A 16,073-nucleotide genomic window follows, 5' to 3' on the forward strand; every position below is an offset into this window, starting at 1 on the left:
CGACCTCCTGCTTCCGCGCATATGGGGCGTCGACCCATATGCGCGGAGGGTTGTCATGACTGCTGTGTAAGATGCGGGCGACCGTAATCGTTAGAGCAGGCTCACGGTGTTTTCTTCGCCCACGATCCGGATCACGGCGTCGCGATAGCGGCTCATCGCGTCTTCCGGCGACAGCTCGCCCGAGACGACCGCCTCGGTCATGCGCTGGACCTCGGCCGAAACGGCATTGTATTTGGCGTCGTTCGGCCGCGCGGTGGTGAGCGGCATCAGCGCCTGCGAAGTTTCCGCAAGGAAGGGGGCGTCCGCGATTTCCACGTCGTCGCGAATGCGGATGCGCGGCTCGTACTTCTGGAACTCGGCGAGCTGTTCCTTGCTGTTCATGAAGGCGAGCAGTTCCCAGGCCAGTTCCTTTTCATCCGTATTAGGATTGAGGACGAAGCCCGTGCCGCCGGAGATCGTCACGAAGTCCTGGCCACGAATGCCCTTGCCGGGCTCCTTGGCAGGCATCTTTGCCCAGGTCACCACCTGGTCGCGATTTTCGACGGCGAATTCGGAGCCGGGTGCGGTGACCGAGCGATAGAACCAGTCGCTCTCGAGAAGCATCGCGGTCTTGCCATCGCGGAAGTTCGCAAACGTGCGGTTGCGCCCGTCGCCCAGCAGCTGGGCCCGCTGGTCACCGAGCTTCTCGTCCACGTAAATGGTCTTGTAGAGATTGAGCGTATCGAGAATGCCCTGGCTCGAGACGATGTAGCGGCCCTTGTCGTCGGTGACCTGCTCTCCGGTGCCGAGTAGCGCCATCCAGTAGCCCTGCATGGTCGTCGCCTCGCCCATCGGCACGCCGGCGTTGATCTGCAGCGGGAAGGAGTCGGGCTTCTTCGCCTTGAGCTTGCGGGCCGTATCGAGCAGATCCGCCCAGGAGGTGGGCTGCCAGGATGCGGGGTCGATGCCGGCCTCCTTCAAGAGATCGGCGCGCACGAAGATCACGCGCACATCGGTGCCGAGTGAAAGGCCGTAGGGTTTGCCCTGATAGGACATCAGCGCCTTGGCCCCCTCGGTAATATGGCTCCAGCCGTCCCACTTCGTCACGGCATCGCCTGCCAGTTCGTCGAGTGGCTTCAAGAGCCCGCCTTCGACGAAACTGGGAATCAGGAAGCCGTCGAAGCCGGCGACATCAGGGCCGGCGCCTGTCGAAAAGTCGAGCGCGAGCTGCTGGGTCAACTGCTCGTCGGAACCGGCGAATTCGGTCAGGGTGACCTTGACCCCGTCACCCTTCATCTTGGTAAAGCCGGGAATGACGCTTTTCTTGACCCATGCGGCGAGTTCGGAGTTCACGCCACCCTCGACGCAGCGGCAGGTGATCGAAAGATCGGCGGAGATTGTCGGCGAGGCGAACGTCGTTGCCGCGGCAAGACTCAGCCAAAATGCATGCAGGTGAATGCGCATCGCGATTTTCCTCCCTTCGCGATTGGTTCGGCCGGCTCCCGCGGCCACGAGGGGCCGCGCGGCAATGGCCGTCGTCCCCTCACGTCGAAAAGTGAACACGTTTTCACTTTCGCGTCAACCCGAAGCGGGAGCAATTCATTTGCTGGCGCGGAACCCGGCAGATGTATCCCGCTGAAATACTTGAAAAACCACGGCACTTTCGCGGAATTCCCCGTACGGGGCTTGACCGTCCGAGCCTTGTGCGGAAGGATAATGGTGAACACGATTTCAGTTTGCGAGAAAAATCAGGTCGATCGCTTGACCAACAAACCTAACGAGACGCCGCAGCGCATCACGGCGGAGACGGTGGCCGAGGTGGCAAAAGTCTCCAGAGCCGCCGTTTCGCGCGCATTCAATCCGGACGCGCCGCTGAAGCCGGAAAAGCGGGCAAGCATCCTGAGGATCGCCGAGGAACTGGGCTATGTCCCCGATCGTGCGGCGCGCGCGCTCGTGACCCGGCGCACCCACCTCGTCGGCATGATTGTGCCCGATGTCTGCAGCCCTTGGGAAAGCCAGGAGATCGATGCGCTCACCACGGCCCTCCAGGCCGAGGGCTTCGCCACGCTGCTCTTCAAGACACGCACGGATTTCAGCATGGACGAGACGCTGCTCGCTTACATGCGCGGCTTCAATCCGGATTCGGTGATCGCCTTCACGGAGAACGTGCGTCCACACATCCTCACCCGCTTCCTCGACCGGGCAGTGCCGATCTACATCAACTACCTGATGGACGAGGAACCGGCGGACGGATTGCCCGCACGCGAGCCGGAGGCGCTCTATGACCGGATCGATGTCGATCAGTGGGAGGGCATGGAGCAGGCGGTGGCGCTTCTTGCCGGCTACGGCTGCCGGCGCATCGCCTATCTTTCCGGCAAGCGCGATTCTCTTGCCGAGCAGGCGCGCCGCAGGACCCTGGAAGCGCTGTTGGCGCGGCGAGGCTTGAACCCGCCGACCATCATCCCTGGTGATTTCAGCTACGATGCGGGCCATGCCGGCACGCTCGATCTCTTCCGGGTCGGCGAGGGGGCGGACGCCATCTTCGCCGCCAACGACGAGAGCGCCTTCGGCGCGCTCGACGCACTGCGCTACGAATTAAAGCGGCGCGTGCCGGAAGACGTGAAGGTGGTCGGCTTCGACGACATCTCCCAGTCGCACTGGCGCAGCTACAACCTGACGACCGTGAAAGTGGATCTCGAGGCGCGCACCCGCGCGCTCGTCCGATTGATCCTTCGTCGCCTGAAGGATCCGGCAGCGCCAGCCCTTTCTGAAACCGTACGCACGCGGCTCGTGGTGCGCGGCACGGTGGGTTAGAGCAATTCCAGGAAAAGTGTGAAACGGTTTTCCGTCCGGAATTGCGTAATTTCAAGGAGTTGGATCAGTTCACCGCTTCACAGTGAACTGATCCAAACAAAAGGCATGGAATGACCGCTCGACGCATTCACGTGGTCTTCAAGACCCACCTCGATATCGGCTTCACGGAGCATGCGGAAAACGTGCGGCGGCTCTATCACGAGCGTTTCATCCCGCAGGCGATCGCGACGGGCGAGCATTTTTATGCCGAGGATCCGCAAAACCCGAAGTTCATCTGGACGACGGGCGCCTGGCTGATCTGGGACCATCTCAACACGCGTTCGCCGCAAGAGGTGGCGCGGCTGGAAAAGGCGATCGGGAAAGGGGTGATCCGCTGGCACGGCCTGCCGTTCACGACCCACTCGGAACTGATGAGTCCCGCGCTTTTCCGAGCTGGGCTCTCCTATGCGGCCGAGCTAGACCGCCGCTTTGGAAAGAAGACGATCGCCGCCAAGATGACTGACGTGCCCGGCCATACGCGCGGAATTGTGCCTTTGATGGCGGAAGCCGGACTGAAATTCCTGCATATCGGCGTCAACACCGCCTGTCCTCCTCCCGACGTCCCGGAGATCTTCCGATGGCGGGCCCCCGGCGGCGAGGAGATCGTCGTCATGTACCAGCAAAGCTACGGCGCCACGCACCTGCCCGAAGGGCTTTCTGAAGGCCTGAGCTTTGCTCACACCAACGACAATATCGGCCCGCAGCAGATCCATCAGGTGGTGGAGGTCCTGCGGGAAATGGGCCACCGCCATCCGGATGCAGAGATCCGCGCGGCCACGCTTGAGGATTACGGCGCGTTCCTGTGGGAGCATCGGGAGCGCTTCCCCGTGGTGGACATGGAACTCGGCGACAGCTGGATCCACGGCGGCGCCAGCGATCCGGTAAAGATTGCGCGGTTCCGGGCCTTGCAGCGGCTCTATGACACCTTCGAGGCGGAGGGGCTGTCGCCGGCGCGGCGCGACTTCGGGCGCAAGCTGACGCTGGTCGCCGAACACACCTGTGGCGTCGATATCAAGACGTTCCTGCGCGACGAAACGGCCTGGGACCGGCCGGCCTTCGAGGTGGCGCGGAAAGGCGACTACCGCTTCCGCTATACCGAAGCGTCCTGGGGCGAGCAGCGCACCTATCTTGGCCAGGCGGTCGAGGTGCTTTCGCCGGAGGACCGCACGCGAGCGGAGGCGGCACTTCGGGAGACGGAGGTGCCGGCGGCGGTCGACGTCCAGCCGTTGGCGCCGACGGGCAAGGTCGCGATCGACGGCATGGAGGTGGAACTCGATCCCGAGACCGGCGACATCCTGGCGCTTGCCGTCGGCAACTGGCGGCTCGAAGGGGACGGACGGCTGTTCAGCTACCGTTACGAGAGCTACGACGCGGACGATGTGGCCCGGTTCATGGACAGCTATCTCACCGACCGGCCGGAATGGGCGATCCTCGATCATGGCAAGCCGGGGCTTGGCGAAGCGCAGACGGCGCGGTCCGCCTCCTTCAGGCCGCAACTGATTGGCGTTGCAAGGGATGACGGCGGGCTAGTGATCGCCTGCCGGTTTTCCGGCGCAGCGCAGGAGCAGCTAGGCGCCCCCGCCCGGGTGGATTATGTCGTGCGGCCGACAGGCGACGGTGTGGAACTCGCCGTGGTGCTGCGCGGCAAGCCCGCCAACCGGATGCCGGAGGCCGGTTTTCTCGATGTTGCGCCGAAGGGTGCCCACGATTGGGAATTTTTGAAGACCGGGCTCTGGCAAGAGGCGGCGCGGACCGTCCGGCGGGGTGGCGGAGCGTTGCAGGCGATCTTCGCGGCGCGTGCCGCACTTGCCGGCGGTAGGGAAATGACGATCGAACCGCTCGAGTCGCCGCTCGCGGGACCGCTCGGACAGCCCTTCATGCAGTTCCCCGACAGGCCGCCCGCCTACGAGACAGGGCTCGCGTTCAATCTCCACAACAACAAATGGGGCACCAATTTCCCGATGTGGTGGGAGGGCGACTTCATAAGCCGCTTCCACATTCACATTGACGGCTGAAGCCGCTTCGACGTCGTTGCGGTTGATCTGGATGGACCGGCACGACGCGAAGCGTGCCCTCGGAGAGCCAAGCTGCCTTTGTTTAGTGTTTACCGAAAAGGCACGGCGGAATGGCAGGGAAAGACGGAAACGAAGGTGCTCCCCGCTGCTGAGCGCGCGGGGAGCACTGGTAACCTACCGGATGACCTGTACTACCGTATAGGTTCTTGGATCAACGATGACGCGCTGATTGTTCACGATAGCGTAGGCATAGGTCGGATTCTCGGGTATCGGCGTTAGAGCAATGGTCCGTGGAAGCGGACGACCTACTGCGATACGCTCTCGAACAACAACCGTATCCGCCGGCATCGGCTGCTGCTGCACATAGGTAACCACCTGCTGCGGCGGCGGCGAGATGACGGCACCGGCGATGAGACCAACCGCGCCGCCGACAGCAGCGCCTACAGGGCCTCCGACAATCGCGCCCGTCACGGCGCCACCGGCCGCACCGGTCACGGCGGCGTCATTATTGTCATTTGCCATTGCAGGCGCTGCCATAAGCCCGGCTGCAAGGGCGGGAACCAGAAGAATTTTCGCAATCATGATCAATCCTCCTTCTTCTGTGGAAGATTAAACGCGGGGCATGTGGATTGGTTCCGCATATTTGCGGAATGTTAAAGTTTAAAATAAAACGTGAAGACTATATTTTGAAAAAATATCGCGAAATATATTCGCCATGTCGCGCATGGTAACGCGAATATCCTCGAGTATTACATAATGCAACGCCTGTATCGCGTGGTTTTGACGATCGATGGCGCGCAAGAAACCAACAGGCCTCAAGACGATACGTTTCTTGCGGCTACGCACTTGACGTGTTTGGCCTGGATATCGGCGGAGCCCATCGCGTTTGATGTGGACCGGATCCCAAGGCCGGTCCCGGAAAGAGGCAATCAGCGGGACTGTCTCGACCCTCAAGGACGTGCGGGCTGGGGGTATTGGGAAGCAATTTGGTCGATCAGGCCTTGAAACCAGTTGGTCAAGACCCATCTATCGCACACTGCCCGTATCGAGGCGCTTCGAGCCGACGCTTGGTCTGGCCGGAAAGCATCTCCGGGTCGAATAGGGCGCTCCCCTCACAGGGTCGAGCGCCCTATTCCTTTTTTGACCGGCGACAACTTTGCGGCCGGCAAGGGCCACGCAGGCTACCGGCGGCCTCGTCCCGAAATGGCGAGCGCGCCGCGGATCGCTGCGTCGGCGGGGGCGGCGGCAAGTCTCACGCCGAAGGCCCTGGCCACGGCCTCGTAGACCTCGACCATGTCGTCGTCGCCTACAACCGCGATGGTGTCGCCATCCTTGAACCAGCCGCCCGCCCGCGCCTCGGCGAATTCCCATCCAACGATGAGCCCCGAAAGCCGGCTTTTCATTTCCTCGGGCGCAATTTTTCCGGCGAGCCAGCCGGTGCGCACGGCAAAAAGGCGAGTCAACAGGCCGCCGGCCTTCCCACTGTCATCCCGCGCTAGCGCAACTCCCTCGGCAAAAGCGTCGGTGGCGTGGTTGGCCTTCGCCGTCGCGACCTTCGACAGGAATGAATGGTTGGCCAGTGTGGCGAATATCTCGCCGGTGACGAAGGTGCGGAATCGCTCGATGCGGCCGTTGCGGATCTCGGCCCATTTCGAATGGGTGCCGGGCAGAACGACGACAATGTTCTCTTCCAGACCGAAGCCGACAAGCTGGGTCTCCTCGCCGCGCATCACGTCGGGGAAGGGAAAGGCGGTCGGGTCGGTCAGTCCCGGTAGGAACATCACCCGGTCTCCTTCCGGGAGGTCGATCATGCGGCTGGCCGCGGCGAAATCGGCGGCCTTCGCCGGCGTTGGCACATAAGGCATCTCCAGCCAGCCATTGCGGCTGCCGATCATTCCTGCCGCGACGATCGCGAGTGGGCCATGTTCATTGCGCCAGGCTGCGAGAGCGTGCGAAAGCACGCGCGCATGCTCGCCCTTCGGCACGGACTGGATACCCTGCGCGCTTTCCTTCGCCTCAACGATCGAACCCTCTCGATCCACCAGAAAGGCGCGGAAGCTGGTGGTGCCCCAATCGAGCACGACTGTGACTGAATCTCGGGAAGCGCTGGACAAGTCAGGTCTCCTTCACATCGCGGGTGTGATTGACATCACCTACCATTCTCGCTTATGGTCCACAACATAAAACATAAGTCTCATGATATGGACCTATTGATGCTTCTGACGGGAATACTTCCGGTGCTTCCGACGCCGTTTGCGGATGCTGGCGTCGATCTCGACGCGATGCGTCGGGTCGTCCGCTTCGCGCTCGCTGCCGGGGTCGACGGAGTCGTATTCCCTGGATTTGCCAGCGAAGTGGAAACGCTGAGCGTCGACGAGCGTGCAGCGTTGCTTGACCTCGTTGTCGCCGAGGTCGACGGACGCGTGGCGATCGTAGCGGGCGCGAGCGCGCCAAGCGTGGAAGAGGTCGTCCATTACGGCAGGCAGGCGCTTGCCTTGGGGGTCACGCGCCTGATGGTGCAGCCGCCGAAGTCGATCGGCGCCGGCGCGGGTGCGGTGGCTTCCTTTCTCGCCGCAGTGGCGGCCGAGTTGCCGGGCGCCGAAATCATTCTTCAAAATGCGCCTGCGCCGCGCGGCTCCGATCTGTCGCCTGAGGCTGTGCTGGAGGTCGTCCGTCAGGTCGCAGCGGTCCGCTACGTGAAAGAGGAGACGCTGCCCGCAGGCCCGGCGATCACGGCGATCCTCGCCGATGCGCCGGAACATCTGCTGGGTGTGATCGGCGGCGGCGGCGCCCGCTACATCCTGGACGAGTACGATCGCGGAGCATGTGCCGCGATGCCGGCGCTCGAGATAGCCGATCTGCATGTTGCCCTCGACCGGGATTACCGTGCCGGACGTAGACGCGAAGCGAGGGCGCTCTACGTTAAATCATTGCCTTTGTTGGTTTTGCAGGCCGTCTACCGCATGCGCCTCACCAAGCATGTGCTCGGGCTCCGCGGCGTCTTGGACAATCGCGCCGTGCGCGCGCCGACGCCCGAGCTCGATGCACTGGCGGTGCGGGACATCGAAAGCTGCTTCGCCGAATGTGGGCTACAATCTCTGGTATCGGCACCGATCGCAGGGGGAGTTGGCGCATGAGTGACCGCGTCAGAAAGATCGAGACATTCACGCTGACCCTGCCGCGCGACAGGCCCTATCTCGGGAAGCCGCGTCCGGGCGAGGAACCGAGCCCGCGCGGTTATCTGGTGCGCAAGGGCAATTGCACGGTCTATCCGACCTTCGATCGCAGCGTGCTCGTCCGGATCGAGACAACGAACGGCGCGCTTGGCTGGGGCGAGACCTACGGACTGGCTGCTCCCGCGGCCACGATGGAGATCATCGACGATCTTCTTGCCGATTTCACCATCGGTCGCGATCCGTTCGATGCTTCGGCGATACACGACGATCTCTACGACCTGATGCGCGTGCGGGGCTACACCGGCGGTTTCTACCTCGATGCCCTGGCCGCGATCGACATTGCGCTGTGGGATCTCGCCGGCAAGCTCGCCGGTCTGCCCATCTGCAAGCTGCTTGGCGGACAGCGTCGCGACAAGATAGCCGCCTATGTCTCCGGCTTGCCGGAAGACACGCGCGCCAAGCGCGCCGAACTCGCCGCGCACTGGAAGGCCAAAGGCTTTTCATCCTTCAAATTTGCCTCTCCGGTTGCCGACGACGGCGTCGCGAAGGAGATCGAAGCGCTGCGCCAAAGACTGGGTCCCGAAGCACGCATCGCCTGCGACATGCACTGGACGCAAACCGCAAGCGAGGCGATCGCGCTCATCAAGGCGATGGAGCCGCATGGGCTGTGGTTCGCCGAGGCGCCGGTGCGCACCGAGGATCTCGACGGCTTGGCGCGGGTGGCGGCCGGCGTGTCGACCGCGATTGCTGTCGGGGAGGAATGGCGCACGGTCTACGACATGGTGCCCCGCGTCGCCCGCAATGCGGTTGCGATCGTGCAGCCGGAAATGGGACACAAGGGCATCACCCAATTCATGCGCATCGGCGAATATGCCCAGGCGCACCACATCAAGATCATCCCGCATGCAACGATCGGCTCCGGCATTTTCCTGGCGGCAAGCCTGCAGGCGAGTGCGGCGCTCGCCAATGTCGACTGTCACGAGTTCCAGCATTCAATTTTCGAGCCCAACCGCCGGCTTCTCGACGGCGACATGGATTGCGCCGCGGGCGAGTACGTCCTGCCGACAGGACCCGGCCTCGGCGTCGAGCCGTCCAGGGAGGCTCTGGAACTGCTCAAGAAGCACTGAACATGGATAGTTTGCGGAGGAGTGGAGGAGAACATGAAAACCATAGGAAAACGGATCGCCGCGTCTGCGGTTGCCGCGATGCTCGTCGGGGCCGCCCTGCCCACCGCGGCCAGCGCGGAAGTGCTCAAATTCGTCTCCTGGCAGAAGGACGAGAAGGGCGTCGGCGACTGGTGGGCCTCGGTGATCAAGGAGTGGGAAGCAAAGCATCCCGGCAGCACCATCGAATGGACCAAGGTCGAACGCAGCGCCTATGCCGACACCATGACGACGCTGTTTGCCGGCGGCACGCCGCCGGACATCGTGCATCTTGCCTCGTTCGAGTTCCAGGCCTTTGCCAATAACGGCTGGCTGGAGGATCTTGGCCCCTGGGTCGAAAAGGCGGGGCTCAATCTCGATGGCTGGAGCGGCCAGGAGATCTGCAAGTTCCAGGACACGACCGTCTGCATCATGATGCTCTATTACGGGACGATCTTCGGCTACAACGAAGAGATCCTGAAGCAAGCAGGTGTCGCCGTTCCCAAGACCTATGCGGAGTTCCTCGCAGCCGCCAAAGCGACCACGAAGGATCTGAACGGCGACGGCATTGTCGACCAGTTCGGAACCGGGCACGAAACCAAGGGCGGCGGCGGCCAATACATCGCGGAAATGGCGAGCTATCTATTCGATGCCGGCGCACGCTTCACAAATGCTGAAGGCGAGGTAACGATCGACACGCCCGAGATGGTCGAAGGCCTGACGCGCTGGAAGACGATCGTCAAGGAAAACCTGACGCCGCGCGACCTTTCGGCGGGCGAAGTGCGCAAGCTCTTCGCCGATGGCAAGATCGCGCTGAAGGTCGACGGTCCGTGGATCTATTCGATCATGCAGCAGGGGGCAGCCAAGGACAAACTGAAGCTGGCAAGCGTCCCCTTCGACCCGCCGCTCGGCGGCTCGTCGAACGTTCTGGCGATGCCGAGCGAGATCCCGGACGAGAAGAAGCAACTGGTCTGGGATTTCATCGCGATCGCAACCTCGGACAAATTCCAGACAAGTTTTGCAACGCTCGCCGCGTCCACGCCTCCGAGCCCGCGCGCGGACCTGACCGAAGCGAAGGCGCAGATTCCCCATTTCAACCTGATGGTGGAATCGCAAAAGGCGGCGGCAGAGCACAAGATCGACCGCATTCCGGTGGGCCTCGAGGTTCAGTTCAACGAATTCTCGAAAATGATCCAGGAGGAAGCGCAGCGGATGATAATCGAGGATCTTGATCCCGCCGCCGTCGCCAAGACGATGCAGGAGAAGGCGGCGGCACTTCAATAGGGGCCTTGTCCAGGGGTCTTGTCCGCCCGTGGCGGCCGCCGCTGGCCACTGAAGAATTCCGGGCGCTCGCATGGGAGCGCCCGCCCTTGCAAATTTGAAGGCAAAGCCATGAGCCTACGCTTCCTCGATCTGGCACGCCCAAGCCGACAGCACTGGCTGGGCTATCTGCTGCTGCTGCCGGCCGTCGCGCTGGTGGCGCTGATCATCGTCTATCCGCTTTTCGTTTCGCTTGACCTGTCGTTTCAAAAGATCGGCATGGCCACGCTCAACGCGCCGCGCAAGCCGTTTACGCTCGACAACTACCACAAGCTTTTCACGTCACCGGATTTCTGGAACGCCTGTTGGGTGACCATCAAACTCGTGGTGGTCGTCAGTGCCGCCTGCTTTGTCGTGGGCCTTGGCACGGCGCTCCTGGTCAACAACCGCTTCAAAGGGCGGACGCTGGCGCGGCTCTTCGTCGCCCTGCCCTGGGCCGTTCCCGAGGTGATTGCGGTCGTCATTTTCGCCTGGATTTTCGATTCTTCCTTCGGCTTGATGAACTGGCTCTTCATCAAGCTCGGCGTCACGAGCCAGATGATCAACTGGTTCTCCGAGCCGACCGCCGCCTTCTGGGTGGTCGCAATAACCATGATCTGGAAGGGCTATCCCTTTGTTTCGATCATGACGCTTGCGGGTCTGCAGTCTATCCCGGAGGACTTCTACAACGCCGCCAAGGTCGATGGTGCCAGTGCGTTGCAGCGATTCCGGTACATCACCATTCCCGTGCTGATGCCCGTGCTCGGCGTGACACTGGTGCTCGTCATTCTTTGGGTGTTCCGCGATTTCTCGATCATCAAGGTGCTGACCGACGGCGGCCCGCTGAAGGCGACCCAGACGCTCTCCATCATGACCTACGATCAGGCTTTCGGCTTCTTCAACATGGGTTACGCCTCCGCGATCGGCATCGTGACGCTCATCCTGTGCGTCGTCGCCAGCCTTCTGATGCTCGGCCGCAAGTCCCAGGCGATGTACTAGGGAGTCCACGCAATGGAACGCACTCGTTTTCAATCCTTCGCGCTCTATGCCGTTCTCGCAGTCGTCTGCGGCATCCTGCTCTTTCCGATCTATTGGCTGTTCGTCACTGCACTCTCGACGCTCGCCGAGATCCGTCAGCTGCCGCCGTCCTTCTGGCCGGCCGAGCCGCAATGGAGCACCTTTACCAAGGTCGCCTTCGAGCGACCAATCCTGCTGTGGCTGTGGAACTCGAGCCTTGCTGCGATCGGTTCGGTCGGCCTGTCGATGATCGTTTCGGTCTTCGCCGGCTACAGCCTCTCGCGCTTCAGCCTCAGAGGCGGGCGATCGCTCGGCCTGTTCATCCTCACGGCCAAGATGCTGCCGGCAACGCTGCTGGTCATCCCACTCTTCGGCATCTTCCGCTCGATCGGGCTGATCGGCAGCCTCTGGTCGCTGGTGCTCGCCCATGCGACGCTGATCATCCCCTTCACCACCTGGATGCTGAAGGGCTATTTCGACACGATCCCGCGCGAGCTCGAGCAGGCCGCGATGGTCGATGGCTGCTCTCCGCTCGGCGCCATGTTCCGGGTCGTACTGCCGGTCGCAACCCCGGGGCTCGCGGCGACGGCTCTCTATGCCTTCGTGCTCTCCTGGGCGGACTATGCCTATGCCCGCACCTTCCTCACCAACGCACAGGGCAGTTGGACGGCCAATCTCGGCATCACCACGATGAAGGGCGAGTACGTCACCGACTGGAACGAGATCTCGGCCGCTGCCGTGTTCATCGCGCTTCCGATCCTCCTCATCTACCTGTTCCTCGAACGTTATTTGGTCGGCGGCCTCACAGCCGGCGCGGAGAAGTGAAATGGCCGGCATAAGCATTCAAAACGTCTACAAGAACTACGGCGCGCTGAACGTCCTCAAGGAGTTTTCACTCGAGATCGCAGACGGTGAGTTCGTGGTCCTCGTCGGCCCCTCGGGCTGCGGGAAATCGACGATGCTGAAAATCCTTGCCGGGCTTGAACCGGCAAGCGGCGGCAAGATCCTGATCGGCGACAGGGACGTCACCGACCTCGCCCCGGGTGATCGCGACATTGCCATGGTCTTCCAGAACTATGCGCTTTATCCGCACCTGACGGTCGGGCAGAACATCGGCTTTGGCCTGAAGATGCGCGGCACCCCGAAGGCGGAGATCGACAAGCGGGTTCGCGAGGTGGCGAAGATCCTGGCTGTCGACCATCTGCTTGAGCGCCGCCCGAAGGCACTGTCGGGCGGACAGCGCCAGCGCGTCGCGCTTGGCCGCGCCATCGTGCGCGAGCCGCGCGCCTTCCTGATGGACGAGCCGCTCTCCAATCTCGACGCCAAGCTGCGTGTCCATACCCGCGCCGAGATCAGCGCGCTGCACAAGCGAATCGGCGTCACCACGGTCTACGTCACCCATGACCAGATCGAGGCGATGACCATGGCCGACCGTGTCGTCATCATGCGCGACGGCGTCATTCAGCAAATCGCTGATCCGGATACGTTGTTTGCCAGACCGACAAACCTCTTTGTTGCCGGTTTCATCGGCTCGCCGGGCATGAACTTCCTGCGTGCCAGGGTGGAAGGTGGCAGGCTGACCCTCTTCGGCCAGACCTTCGATGCGCCCGCGGGCGGTGGCGACGGGGAAGTCATCGTCGGCATCCGGCCCGAACACCTTGCGCTCGGTCAGGGCAAGGTCACATTCACCGTAAAGCCGACGCTAGTCGAGAGCCTGGGATCGGAGAAATATGTCTACTTCGAGCCCGGCGAGCATGCCCACAGTGCGGCTTCGCGCGACGAAGAGCGCGGCAAGGGCCTGATCGCTCGCATCGCGCATTCCGGCCCCATTCGCGAGGGCGAGGAGCTCACGCTCTCCTTCGAGGCCTCCGAGATCCATCTCTTCGACGCAGAGACAGAAAAGGCAATGAACTGACATGAAGGTGCTTGTAACCGGTTCCGCCGGCAGGGTCGGCTCCTTTGTCGCACGGCAACTGCTCGCCTCAGGACACCAGGTGCGGGGCTTCGACCTGCGCGCGGCCGATCTGGAAGACGCAGCCTTCGAGGAGGTCGTCGGCGCCTTCGACGATCGCGAGGCAGCAAGCCGCGCCTGCGAGGGCGTCGACGCCGTCCTCCATCTCGGTGCCTTCATGTCGTGGCTCGCAGGTGACCGTGACAAGCTCTTCCGCGCCAATGTCGAGGGAACGCGGATCGTGCTCGAGGCGGCAGCCGTCGCGAAGGTCGGGCGCTTCGTCTTCGCAAGTTCGGGCGAGGTCTATCCCGAGAACAAGCCGCAGTTCCAACCAATCACCGAGGACCACCCGACGAAGCCGCTTTCGCCCTATGGCGTGACCAAGCTTATCGGCGAGGAACTGGTGAAGTTCCAGGGCCGTGCATCGCCGATGGAGACGGTGATCCTGCGTTTCTCGCACACGCAGAATGCCGGCGAGTTGCTCGATCCGGACAGCTTCTTCTCCGGTCCGCGCTTCTTCCTGCGTCCGAAAATCACGCAGCAGGAAGGCTTCGGCAACCAGACCGCGGCCGACCTCCTGAGAGCGGCCGATCCCGGGCAGGCGGCGCTGGTTCTCGCCCGCAACGAAAACGGCCGGCCGCTCCGGATGCACATCACCGACACTCGCGACATGTCGAGCGGCGTGGTCATCGCACTCACCCATCCGAAGGCGGCTGGCGGCGTCTTCAATCTGGGGGCAACTGATCCTGTTGACTTCGCAGACGTCCTGCCCGTAATGGCCGACAAGACCGGGCTGCCGCTTGTGACTGTAGATCTTCCCGGCGCCGGTGTGTGGTATCACACGTCCAACCAGCGCATGCGCGAAACGCTCGGCTTCGAGCCGGAATGGCCGATCATGCGCATGCTAGACGAGGCAGTAGAGGCATGGAAGAGAAGGCAGGTGTAGGCGGGCTCGAAGATCGTGGAGCCCCCGCCGGCGCGGCAGCGCTTGCCAAGGGCCTCGCTCTCCTCGACCTCATCGCAGAATCGGCGAAGCCGCTGCGCTTCGCTGACTTACAGAAGCAGAGCGGCGTACCAAAGCCGACGCTGGCGCGCATGCTCAAGACGCTGATGGTCTACCGCCTGGTCCGCCAGGACGAAGCAAGCGGCGCCTATCTGCTTGGGCATCGCTTTCTCGAGCTGTCACATCGGGTCTGGGACAAATTCGATCTTGTGAGCGCTGCCATCCCGGAACTCGAACGCCTCTCGGTCGAACTCGGCGAGACAGTGGCCCTTTGCCGGCTGGACGGTCAGCGTGTCGTCTATCTGGAAGAGCGGTCGAGCGACGGGCTCGGCGTGCTGATCGACGTCGGCCGCCGCGTACCGATACACTGCACCGCCGCCGGCAAGGCTCTGCTCGCCTTTCAGGAACCGTCCTTCGCCCGCGCATTGACCGGCCAGATCGTCTACGATCGCTTTACACCGCAAACGATCACCGACCCGCATGCGCTGGAGGCCGATCTGCTCCTGACGCGGGCCCGTGGCTATGCCGTTTCCTACGAGGAGCACCTGGCTGGTGTCAATTCGGTCGCGGCGCCGATCGCCGGACGTGACGGGGTTCCACTTGGTGTGCTCGTGGTGCTCGGACCAGCGTCCCGCCTCGACAATTCCGCCATCCATCCGGTTGGCCGCGAGCTGATGGCGGCGGCGCGGCGCATCACCGGCTCGGTCGGCGCTGTGGCCATCAGCTCCGGTCCGCGGCCGCGCGTGCGGGCAAGCGGCCTGAGCGACGTCCACTGTGCATTGCCGTGGGGTGCGCAGCTCGGCGAAGCGCCGGTATGGGTCGAGAGCGAAAAGCGGCTCTATTGGGTCGACATCCTGCATCCGGCCATCCATCGCTTCGACCCGCTCACCGGCAAGAACGAGAGCTGCAATGTCTCCAAGCTCGTCAGTGCAGTCCTGCCGACACGTGAAACTGGACTGCTCGCGGTATCGCAGGACGGAGTCGAGCGCTTCGATTTCGACCGTGGTCTCTTCACCGCGTTTGCAGAGCCGGAGCCGGGCCTGCCGGAAAACCGCCTGAACGATGCGAAGGTCGATCCGGGCGGCCGCCTTTGGGTCGGTTCGATGCGACTCGATGTGAGCCGCCCGAGCGGCAGTCTTTACCGGCTGACGGGTGCGGGCGAGGCGGTCCGCGCCGATAGCGGCTTCACGGTCGCCAACGGGCTCGCCTGGAGTCCCGACGGCGGCACGTTCTATTTTGTCGATACCGTCCCGGGCAGGATCTATGCCTATGACTTCGATGCACGCGAGGGCACCATTTCGAACCGCCGCGTCTTCGTGACGGTGCCGGAAGCCGAGGGCCGCCCGGACGGCCTTGCCGTCGACGCCGATGGTGGCGTCTGGTGCGCCATCTGGGATGGGTGGCGTGTGAACCGCTATCTGCCCAACGGCCGGCTCGATCGGGCGATCGACCTGCCCATCCCGCGCCCGACCAGCGTGGCCTTCGGCGGCGCCGATCTCGCGACCCTGTTCATCACCAGCGCCCGCACGCGACTGCCCGCCTCGACCTTGGCCGAAGCCCCCCTTTCGGGTGGCATTTTCGCCTGCGAACCCGGCGAGCGCGGCCTGCCCACCAATCTGTTTGCCGGATGAGGAGGTC

Annotated in this window: 13 protein-coding genes; 10 read left to right on the forward strand and 3 right to left on the reverse strand. The window is 63.0% G+C overall.

The features are described 5' to 3' along the window. Positions 1 to 90: 90 nt before the first annotated feature. Positions 91 to 1,443 carry an extracellular solute-binding protein gene (locus PZN02_RS27695; RefSeq protein WP_280662143.1) on the reverse strand — a complete coding sequence of 451 codons (1,353 nt, stop codon included), beginning with the start codon at positions 1,441 to 1,443 and terminating at the stop codon, positions 91 to 93. Positions 1,444 to 1,740: 297 nt separating this feature from the next. Between PZN02_RS27695 and PZN02_RS27700 the strand changes: the two genes are divergently transcribed. After that, positions 1,741 to 2,793, forward strand: a complete 1,053-nt coding sequence (locus PZN02_RS27700; RefSeq protein WP_280662144.1) for a LacI family DNA-binding transcriptional regulator — start codon at positions 1,741 to 1,743, stop codon at positions 2,791 to 2,793. Positions 2,794 to 2,903: 110 nt separating this feature from the next. After that, positions 2,904 to 4,847 (forward strand): DUF5054 domain-containing protein, encoded by a 1,944-nt coding sequence (locus PZN02_RS27705; RefSeq protein WP_280662145.1) that lies wholly within the window; start codon positions 2,904 to 2,906, stop codon positions 4,845 to 4,847. A gap of 174 nt (positions 4,848 to 5,021) precedes the next feature. Here PZN02_RS27705 and PZN02_RS27710 read toward each other — a convergent pair whose 3' ends face one another. Both PZN02_RS27710 and PZN02_RS27715 read right to left on the reverse strand, forming a co-directional pair. Continuing rightward, entirely contained in the window at positions 5,022 to 5,429 is a 408-nt protein-coding gene (locus PZN02_RS27710; protein WP_280662146.1) for a DUF1236 domain-containing protein, read from the reverse strand. Between the two features lie 599 nt (positions 5,430 to 6,028). Continuing rightward, complete coding sequence (locus PZN02_RS27715) at positions 6,029 to 6,961, reverse strand: 2-dehydro-3-deoxygalactonokinase (protein ID WP_280662147.1); 933 nt, start codon at positions 6,959 to 6,961, stop codon at positions 6,029 to 6,031. 87 nt (positions 6,962 to 7,048) lie between these two features. On the opposite strand from PZN02_RS27715, the gene PZN02_RS27720 reads away from it, so the two are divergent. The 8 genes from PZN02_RS27720 to PZN02_RS27755 all read left to right on the forward strand — a co-directional run bounded on the left by PZN02_RS27720 (position 7,049) and on the right by PZN02_RS27755 (position 16,066). Continuing rightward, positions 7,049 to 7,984: a dihydrodipicolinate synthase family protein gene (locus tag PZN02_RS27720; RefSeq protein WP_280662148.1), complete on the forward strand. Its 936-nt coding sequence runs from the start codon at positions 7,049 to 7,051 to the stop codon at positions 7,982 to 7,984. Further along, the gene (locus tag PZN02_RS27725) at positions 7,981 to 9,150 is read left to right on the forward strand and encodes a mandelate racemase/muconate lactonizing enzyme family protein (RefSeq protein ID WP_280662149.1); all 1,170 of its coding nucleotides are present in this window, start codon (positions 7,981 to 7,983) and stop codon (positions 9,148 to 9,150) included. The genes PZN02_RS27720 and PZN02_RS27725 overlap by 4 nt, the downstream gene beginning before the upstream one ends. 33 nt (positions 9,151 to 9,183) lie before the next feature. After that, entirely contained in the window at positions 9,184 to 10,449 is a 1,266-nt protein-coding gene (locus tag PZN02_RS27730) for an ABC transporter substrate-binding protein (RefSeq protein WP_280662150.1), read from the forward strand. 108 nt (positions 10,450 to 10,557) lie between these two features. Further along, on the forward strand, positions 10,558 to 11,463 hold the full coding sequence (locus PZN02_RS27735; RefSeq protein WP_280662151.1) for a carbohydrate ABC transporter permease: 906 nt from the start codon (positions 10,558 to 10,560) through the stop codon (positions 11,461 to 11,463). Positions 11,464 to 11,475: 12 nt separating this feature from the next. Next, entirely contained in the window at positions 11,476 to 12,306 is an 831-nt protein-coding gene (locus PZN02_RS27740; protein WP_280662152.1) for a carbohydrate ABC transporter permease, read from the forward strand. A gap of 1 nt (position 12,307) precedes the next feature. Then, positions 12,308 to 13,396 (forward strand): ABC transporter ATP-binding protein, encoded by a 1,089-nt coding sequence (locus PZN02_RS27745; RefSeq protein ID WP_280662153.1) that lies wholly within the window; start codon positions 12,308 to 12,310, stop codon positions 13,394 to 13,396. A 1-nt stretch (position 13,397) separates the two neighbouring features. Then, positions 13,398 to 14,378 (forward strand): NAD-dependent epimerase/dehydratase family protein, encoded by a 981-nt coding sequence (locus PZN02_RS27750; RefSeq protein WP_280662154.1) that lies wholly within the window; start codon positions 13,398 to 13,400, stop codon positions 14,376 to 14,378. Then, positions 14,357 to 16,066, forward strand: coding sequence for an SMP-30/gluconolactonase/LRE family protein (locus PZN02_RS27755; RefSeq protein WP_280662155.1), 1,710 nt, complete (start codon positions 14,357 to 14,359; stop codon positions 16,064 to 16,066). The genes PZN02_RS27750 and PZN02_RS27755 overlap by 22 nt, the downstream gene beginning before the upstream one ends. Positions 16,067 to 16,073 lie beyond the last annotated feature (7 nt).

Source organism: Sinorhizobium garamanticum (genome assembly GCF_029892065.1).
GTDB classification, from domain to species: domain Bacteria; phylum Pseudomonadota; class Alphaproteobacteria; order Rhizobiales; family Rhizobiaceae; genus Sinorhizobium; species Sinorhizobium garamanticum.

Excerpts from the sequence above, each read along its gene's own strand:
- PZN02_RS27695 (WP_280662143.1), bottom strand. The coding sequence starts at position 1,443 with ATGCGCATTCACCTGCATGCATTTTGGCTGAGTCTTGCCGCGGCAACG.
- PZN02_RS27705 (WP_280662145.1), top strand. The coding sequence starts at position 2,904 with ATGACCGCTCGACGCATTCACGTGGTCTTCAAGACCCACCTCGATATC.
- PZN02_RS27710 (WP_280662146.1), bottom strand. The coding sequence starts at position 5,429 with ATGATTGCGAAAATTCTTCTGGTTCCCGCCCTTGCAGCCGGGCTTATG.
- PZN02_RS27720 (WP_280662148.1), top strand. The coding sequence starts at position 7,049 with ATGGACCTATTGATGCTTCTGACGGGAATACTTCCGGTGCTTCCGACG.
- PZN02_RS27725 (WP_280662149.1), top strand. The coding sequence starts at position 7,981 with ATGAGTGACCGCGTCAGAAAGATCGAGACATTCACGCTGACCCTGCCG.
- PZN02_RS27730 (WP_280662150.1), top strand. The coding sequence starts at position 9,184 with ATGAAAACCATAGGAAAACGGATCGCCGCGTCTGCGGTTGCCGCGATG.
- PZN02_RS27735 (WP_280662151.1), top strand. The coding sequence starts at position 10,558 with ATGAGCCTACGCTTCCTCGATCTGGCACGCCCAAGCCGACAGCACTGG.
- PZN02_RS27740 (WP_280662152.1), top strand. The coding sequence starts at position 11,476 with ATGGAACGCACTCGTTTTCAATCCTTCGCGCTCTATGCCGTTCTCGCA.
- PZN02_RS27745 (WP_280662153.1), top strand. The coding sequence starts at position 12,308 with ATGGCCGGCATAAGCATTCAAAACGTCTACAAGAACTACGGCGCGCTG.
- PZN02_RS27750 (WP_280662154.1), top strand. The coding sequence starts at position 13,398 with ATGAAGGTGCTTGTAACCGGTTCCGCCGGCAGGGTCGGCTCCTTTGTC.
- PZN02_RS27755 (WP_280662155.1), top strand. The coding sequence starts at position 14,357 with ATGGAAGAGAAGGCAGGTGTAGGCGGGCTCGAAGATCGTGGAGCCCCC.